Annotated in this window: 4 protein-coding genes; 3 read left to right on the top strand and 1 reads right to left on the bottom strand. The window is 36.2% G+C overall.

The window, feature by feature from the left end:
• Positions 1–196: 196 nt before the first annotated feature.
• Positions 197–3,583, bottom strand: a complete 3,387-nt coding sequence (locus tag HNS40_RS17540) for a lamin tail domain-containing protein (RefSeq protein ID WP_172283277.1) — start codon at positions 3,581–3,583, stop codon at positions 197–199.
• Positions 3,584–3,649: 66 nt separating this feature from the next.
• Between HNS40_RS17540 and HNS40_RS17545 the strand changes: the two genes are divergently transcribed.
• From HNS40_RS17545 to HNS40_RS17555, 3 genes are all read left to right on the top strand, one after another.
• Positions 3,650–4,642 (top strand): aspartate-semialdehyde dehydrogenase, encoded by a 993-nt coding sequence (locus HNS40_RS17545; RefSeq protein ID WP_172283288.1) that lies wholly within the window; start codon positions 3,650–3,652, stop codon positions 4,640–4,642.
• A 9-nt stretch (positions 4,643–4,651) separates the two neighbouring features.
• The gene (ribF, locus tag HNS40_RS17550) at positions 4,652–5,608 is read left to right on the top strand and encodes a riboflavin biosynthesis protein RibF (protein ID WP_172283290.1); all 957 of its coding nucleotides are present in this window, start codon (positions 4,652–4,654) and stop codon (positions 5,606–5,608) included.
• 585 nt (positions 5,609–6,193) lie between these two features.
• Positions 6,194–7,621 carry a T9SS type A sorting domain-containing protein gene (locus HNS40_RS17555; RefSeq protein WP_172283292.1) on the top strand — a complete coding sequence of 476 codons (1,428 nt, stop codon included), beginning with the start codon at positions 6,194–6,196 and terminating at the stop codon, positions 7,619–7,621.
• Positions 7,622–7,913 lie beyond the last annotated feature (292 nt).

Below are 7,913 nucleotides of genomic sequence, written 5' to 3' on the forward strand. Positions count from 1 at the left end.
TCCACGCAAAGAAAACGCAAAGAAAAATCGCGAAGCTCGCAAAGTAAACAGAACACATATTATGAAACCCATTTCTAAGGTCTACACATACTCAAACATTGAACCTTGAACTTTGAACTTTAAACCTTAAACCCTGAACTTTAAACCCTAAACCTTGAACCCTCTCCAACTCTCCAGTTCAATAACTCAAAAACCACTACAACTTCCCACCCAAAACAGTAGATAACTTCTCAGATTTTACATTTCCTTCTAAGTCGAAGTATTCAAATAATAAGATATAAATTCCCATATCTGCTTTTTGGCCATTCTCGTCTTCTCCATTCCAATAGTAAGTTCCTTCAGTAGCTAAAAGCTCATTTTTTACTAGGCGATTAACTTGTCTTCCTCGTGCATCATAAACGATTAAATTGAGTTGATAACCTACCTCTTGCATGCGATAATGTATTTGAAGAACATCCTCATAACCATCATTATCAGGCGAAAAAACTTCTGGTTCCAATTCAAAAGCAGATATACTTTCGCCTTCCTCTAAATACTGAGAATTCTGATAGCCTGGAGTTCCATAGTTAACAGAGCTGGCAGCTGAATGCCAATTTGAAGAAGCATTCCCTCCATTCAAACTTATTTTTTCTAAAGAAACTCCTTTGGTATCTTTTAATAAACTGTGATGCATGTCTTCGTTATACTGTAATTCATCAATAATACTGTCCGTGGAGGAGCTTAAATGAAGAAGAATGTGGCCTTCGGAATTGGGGAAATCGGGCAAGCTATTCAGTTGCATGATTTGCTCAGGTTGTTCAGAATAATAGACTTTGAGTACTTGTGTTGGGGATTCGGCATAGGCCATATAATCCATAGGGAATAGCAGAGCGCTTTCCAAATCGGCAATATACCAAGTGGTATCGTATTGATTCACTTTTATTCTCGAAATACTCAGTCCCGCAGTTTCTAGGATTTTCTCAGAAACATTAACCAATTCTATATATTCTCCATCATCAATAGCTGCATCAAAAAGGATTTCATTAAAAACGATATCTCCTTTTTCTATTTCATCGGGAACAGCAAAACTCAAAAACAATCCTCCCGCTGAGCTACCATTACATTCCAATAATCCATCTTGAATTTCTAAGGTATAAACTACCGCATTAGATAGTTCTTCATTTAGACTAAGAATAACGGTATTATATTTAGGTCCTTCTATTTCGCAAGTATTGGGCTGTCCTATGCCCTGATCTATAAAATAACTCTGAGTTTCCGCCAAGCTGATACTGTCCATTTTTTCGCTGAAATAAACTCGTATACTCATTTCACTCAATAGCTCAATTCTCTGAATCCTCAAAGGCTCTATCTCACCCGAAGTTCCATTCACACTATTCAAACTTCCGGGAGTTCCTCCTCTAGCATCTATGCTTTCGCTCCAATTGGGCTGCTCCACACAATATTCCAAAGGATCAATAGCTTCTAAACTCCATCCCCCATCTGATTTATCGTCATCATCAAACCAATCATCGTCATATTCCACCTGATGAATAATACCTCCACCCAGGTTTCGTAATACCAATTGAGTTCCACCATTTGTTAAGGAAAAACTAGATATGGGATAAGTATCTCCAAATTCAGAAAAACTAGCCACAGCATTGGGCTCGCAAACAATCAAATATTCTTGAGGCTCTAATAAATAGCTTTCAAAAGTTTTTATGGTAGAGCCTGTTTGCAGGGTCCAACCCGCTAAATCGATAGGGGCATTGGAAGTATTATAAAGCTCTAAAAACTCATAGGGAGGCAAACCATAAGCGGGTTCCGGATCTGCCAATATCTCATTTATCACTACATCGCCTTCCATCGCAATTTTCGGCACCATAAAATCAATCTCGGCTGGGGTATCCATGAGCTGGCCTGCACAATTTCTAATTTCTCCATCTATTACCAATTGATAATGCTCCCCTATTTCAAATTGGTCTTCGAATACTAAAAACACAGAGCTGCTGGTATCTTTTGCCATGACTTGTTGAACTGGAATTCCCCCAGGGTTCACAATATAATTGGATTTTCTTAAAACATCTTGCAAATCCATTTGTTGGTTGAAGGTCAATAATAAAAGAGGATTATCCACTACTTCTAAACTTGAAGCCTGAGGGAAAGCAGGTGTATCATCATAAATAGAATTCATTTCGCCTGGGCTTCCACCTCGTGCATCTTCTGCCGCTCTCCAATTGATGGCTTGGGAACAAAAGTCGGAAGGGTTAATTTGCTCTAAAGACCATCCTCCATCATCTTTATTGGGATCCAAATACCAATCATCGCTGTATTCTACTTCATGAACCACAATATCCGTTGGGCTTAATAAGCGCAATAACTGTCCCCCATTGGTTAAAGAAAAACTAGAAAAGCCAACACACTCTCCATACGGAGCCAGCAAGGAAATATTACTTTCTTTACAAAGAATAAGATAGGAGTTGGCAGGGATATTGGCTTCCGGAAAGTCTTTTAGTGTCCCTCCTATTTCTAGCTTCCATCCTTGCAAAGTGATTACGGTTGAAGTTCTATTATAAATCTCAAGATACTCTGCATTTGGCAATTGTATTTCTGGAGTTGGGTCTGCCATGATTTCATTAATAACCACATCGAAAGGAGAAACTTCTACTCTGGCAAATGTCTTTACCGTGGGCTCCATCACATTTCCACTTAAATCTTCAATATTTTCTATGATGATTTCATACTCTTGATTCTCCAAAAATTCATTCTCAAATTGCAGAAAGACTTCTGTTTTCCCTTCTGACAAAATTGCAACAACAGGGTTACCAACAGATTGATTCACGTTATAATTTAGCATATTTATAGCAGTCTCTTCCAAAATCATTTCACTAAAACTAATATTTAATTCTTTTGAGGATTCTAATACAACCGCCTCCACCTCCGGCTTTTCAGTATCCACTTCCATATATTGTATCTCTATGTTATCTAAGTAAAATTTAGTGGAATTAGAGCTGGTATATTTACAGAAGTATCCAAAATAAGAAGTAGTGCTGATGCTATTATCATTTCCTTGGCATTCCATTTGAAACTGACCTGTGCTATTAAAATCTGAATAAACGATCCAGTCTCCATTATTCTTGTGAATCACCTTTATTTTAGCCTGAAAAGAGGAAGCCACACTAGCTTCTGTTCCTCTACAAATGGAGGTGATTTCTGTTCCATTTTGTTTAAACAACTCTATGGCATCATCGCTCAAAGACTCTCCAAATTGAAGGAAATATCCATTTAAACTACCGGATAAATCTTGTTGATCGGATGTCAAATAAACCCGAGCATTATTATTAGAGGAAGGACTGAATGAAAGTTTTATAAAAAACTCCCAGCTGGTGCTGTCCATTATGGAGCTGGCAGTGACCAAATATGAGGTATCCGACTGTCCTTCATTATTCAATTGCAATTGAAAATCAGGGTTGACTATGAAATGGCTCTCATCGCCTATCCATGAAGGATTCTGGGTAAAATCACCATCCTCAAAAGTCTCAGAAACTTGGGCATGAATTAGGAAGGAAAGCACTAAGAAAACGATTAGTATAAAATGCTTTTTCATTAGGAAAGTTTTATCATTTATTATCGCAATAAATGTACTAATTTTGCATTTAATAAAGAAATAAATATGAGAATAGCAGTAGTAGGCGTTACGGGAATGGTTGGAGGCGTTATCCTCCAAGTACTAAAAGAAAGTGAATTGGTGATCACAGAATTGATCCCTATTGCTTCGGAAAAATCAGCAGGCAAAGAAATCGTTTTTGATGGCCAGACATTCACTGTTTTAACCATAGAAGAAGGCTTAAAGAAAAACCCTCAGATTGCCATCTTTTCAGCTGGTGGTGCTACTTCTAAAAAATGGGCTCCTGTATTTGTCAAACAAAACTGCTATGTGATTGACAATTCTTCTGCTTGGCGCATGGATAAAGAAATCCCTTTGGTGGTTCCTGAAATCAATGCCGCCCAACTAACCAAAGAACATAAACTCATTGCCAATCCAAATTGCTCTACCATACAAATGGTATTGGCTTTGGCTCCACTTCACCAAGCCTATCAATTAAATCGTTTAGTGGTTTCTACTTACCAATCAGTTACTGGCTCTGGCGTTGGCGCTGTTCGGCAATTGCAAGATGAAAGAATTTGTCGTCCTGCTCCAGCTAAATTCTATCCTCACCCTATCGATATGAATTTGATTCCTCATGGTGGCGATTTCTTAGAAAACGACTATACCTCTGAGGAAATGAAACTGGTAGATGAAACTAGAAAAATATTAGGTGACGATAGTATTAGAGTAACCGCCACCGTGGTTCGAGTTCCTGTGATGGGTGGGCATAGCGAAAGCATTAATGCTGAATTCCATCAAGACTTTGAGATAAAAGATGCGGTGGAATTGATGCGAAATTATCCTGGAATCACTATTCAAGATACACCTTTAAATAACGACTATCCCATGCCTAAATTTGCTGAAGGGAAGAATGATGTTTTTGTGGGTCGTATTAGAAAAGACGAAAGCCAAGATAAAACCATGAACATGTGGGTGGTTGCCGATAACCTAAGAAAAGGCGCGGCTACCAATGCTGTTCAAATTGCAGAATATATTACCAAAAACTTCGCTATCTAAATCTTGCCCTTGGAACTCATTAAGGACATAAAAAACTTTCCCAAACTTAGCTATCCTGTGGTTAGTATAGGTAGATTCGATGGTGTGCATATTGGTCATCAGAAATTATTGAAGATATGTAAATCTATAGCCACTGAAAAGCAAGGGCAAGTAGTCATTATCACCTTTGACCCAGGACCAGAGGAAGTTCTTTTTGAAAAAAGCAAAGACGAAGTTAAACTACTCAATACCATAGAAGAAAAGGCCAAGTTGCTGGAGTCTTTTGGAGTGGATTATCTGTTAGTCATCCCTTTTACTGAGGCCTTCTCACATACCACTTCCTTTGATTTTGTGAGGAGTATTTTGGTGGAGCAAATTGGAGTAAAAGAAGTGGTGATGGGCTTCGATAATCAATATGGATATGGCCGTGATGGTGATTTTCTCTTGATGAATAAATTTGCCGATAAATATGGTTTCTTAGTGAATGAAGTGCCCATGGAGGATATTCACAAGCTGGGAATTAGTTCTGTTAGAATTAGAAAATACCTCACCGAAGGAAATATTCCTGCTGCTAATAAATTCTTGGGCTATAAATATCAAATGTCGGGCTTGGTGGTTCAAGGGAATCAAATTGGTCGTACTTTAGGTTTCCCCACAGCCAATATGGATGTTAAGGATAAGTATCGCCACAAGCTCATGCCGGCTGGTGTTTATGTGGTAGAGATTAAAATAGGCGAAGAGCATTTTTATGGCATGGCCAATATCGGATATCGTCCAACCATTAGATTAGAAAAACATGACCTCAGTTCCGAAGTCAATATCTTTAATTTCAATAGAGATATTTATGGGAAACATATCACCATGTGTTTTTTAGAGAAAATTAGAGAAGAAGAGAAGTTTGATGGCTTAGAAACGCTAAAAAAACAATTGACTTCGGACAAAGAAAAGGCATGCCTGATGATGGAGCGATTTACGGATTGTAAGTAAAGAGTTTGCTTTCCACCCTAAAATCTTGTTAATCTAGCTTTTAAACCTATTAAGCTCTCAATATTTAAGATTCCACGCGAAGAAAACGCAAAGGAAGAACACGCCAAAAGCGCAAATGGATTCACGCCTCGACCACAAGGAGAGGATTAAAGCCCTGAGAAGGGGGAATAAAAACTTCTCAAGCTCTTAGGTTTTCACCCTCTCAACTATTGATTATAATTACTTTAATATATTTTAGGCAATCTAGAATTTCACGCAAAAAAAAACGCAAAGGGAAAACATGCAAAGAACGCAAAGATGATAGGACACGGATGGCACAGTGTCTTAGCGAATTTTTACTGGATAATTATGACGTTCTTGGCTTTCTCCAATTCTAAATTGTGCAGGTTTTTAAACTTAACAAATTATGGAGCATTTTGTGGTTTGTTCTTAGTTATACATTCCTGTTTTTAAGCAAAAAAAAATCAAATGCGAATATTTAGGGCCTCATTTTGTAATCAAATAATTGCAAAAAACAATCAATTTAATCCGGGAAAATAGTATTTTTGACCAAACTCTTTTCATCTAACATTATACTTATAAATTATGAAAAACCGCATTTTAATCATTATTCTCATCTGTGTTTCATTTCTTTCTTTTGGGCAGCAGAATCACTTATCAGTTCATAACAAATTCAGAAAAGTGCAGCACTCTAGCTATTTTGATTATCAGAAAATGTTCTCATCTTTAAAAATGGATCCCGATCAATACTTAACAGCATTTCAAAAGTTAGACTCCCTAAATCTTGAAACATATCTGGGAGAAAACAACTATAATACACTCCAATCAAGACAATGGCAACACAATAATTTAGGACAAATTACTAGCTTTCTATATTATAAGGATATTGCAGACTATGGCATGTATTTGGATTTTAAAATAGATTATACCTATGATAGTAACTTCGATAAATCAACGAAAATATACTATAGAAAAAACATTGAAGATGAACTTTCTGAATACTCTAGAAACCTTTATAATTATGATTCATACCATCAACTAATCGAGGATATATATTCGGTGAGGCTCTTTGATGATGAGGAATTTACAAATCAATCTCAAAAAATATACTCTTGGAATTCAGCAAACCTATTGGAGAGCATTATAATTAACGATTGGGATTCAGACCAAAACAACTGGAACTTTGAAGAACAACAAAACTTCTATTATAGTAATGAAGGATTATTAGACTCTTTATTAATACAATATTGGATTACAGAAGAAAACACCTGGAAGGATTTCTATTTATACAAATATGAACACAATGAGAATCAAGATTTAACAAGCGAAGAGGCTTTTATTCAATACCTTGACATCAATTATTGGGAAAAACGTTATAAAAGAGACTATATTTTTGATGAGGAAGGGAATAATATAGAAAGGTTAACTTTCTCTGTAAAATCAAGTGACGATTCTTGGCTATTGAATGATAAAACAAACTGGTCGTATGATGAATATGGAAATAATATCGAAACCTACAAATATAATTGGGATGAAAATAATGAAATCTGGATGACACTAAGTAAAAACCAAAATCTGTACGACTATAATTTCTCAATAGATGAAGTAATCATTCCATTAGATTATGATCTTTTCACAGATGTATATGAATATCATGAAATATATGATGCACAAAACATTTGGTTAAACACTTTGTTCTTTAAACAAAATGAAGATTCACAAGAATGGGAACATACCGGCAGGACTTCTTTATATTACTCAAGCATTGAGGTATCAAACACCAATAACTTTAAAACAATCCCAGTTACCATTTATCCAAATCCCACAACAGATGCATTATATATCGATTGCGATAAGGAAACCTATACAGAAATCCTCAACCTTAGTGGTAAAAAGATACACTCATCATACCATCAAACCATAGATATCTCCCACCTTGAGAAAGGAGTCTATTTTATGAGGATTAAATCAGATAAGGAGCTGATAAAAACTCAAAAGATTATTAAGCTATAAAACAAATCAACTGGACCTAGACTACTCTGCAAAACAAACAACTGCATGGTGAAACTTCTCAAAACCTTTGAATCCTTCAACATCTTAAGCCTCATCATTACACTCAAAGAAAGTGCAAAGACAAAATATGCCAAGATCGCAAAAGGAATCTAACTATTAAATAAACTGAAGTTTCGCACCAAATCAGACTGCCTTATCAAGCTGAATTAGAATAGGTTCTTTTTCTCTAAAAAACAGAAAATTTTCACTATTGTTGATTAACTCATGTGCAATTTTCTGAAAATCAACACCA

It is taken from the genome of Lentimicrobium sp. S6, assembly GCF_013166635.1.
GTDB lineage: Bacteria > Bacteroidota > Bacteroidia > Bacteroidales > UBA12170 > UBA12170.

Bases quoted from the DNA above. Each gene is read 5' to 3' on its own strand.
- HNS40_RS17555 (WP_172283292.1), top strand. From the start codon at position 6,194: ATGAAAAACCGCATTTTAATCATTATTCTCATCTGTGTTTCATTTCTT.
- HNS40_RS17545 (WP_172283288.1), top strand. From the start codon at position 3,650: ATGAGAATAGCAGTAGTAGGCGTTACGGGAATGGTTGGAGGCGTTATC.
- HNS40_RS17540 (WP_172283277.1), bottom strand. From the start codon at position 3,583: ATGAAAAAGCATTTTATACTAATCGTTTTCTTAGTGCTTTCCTTCCTA.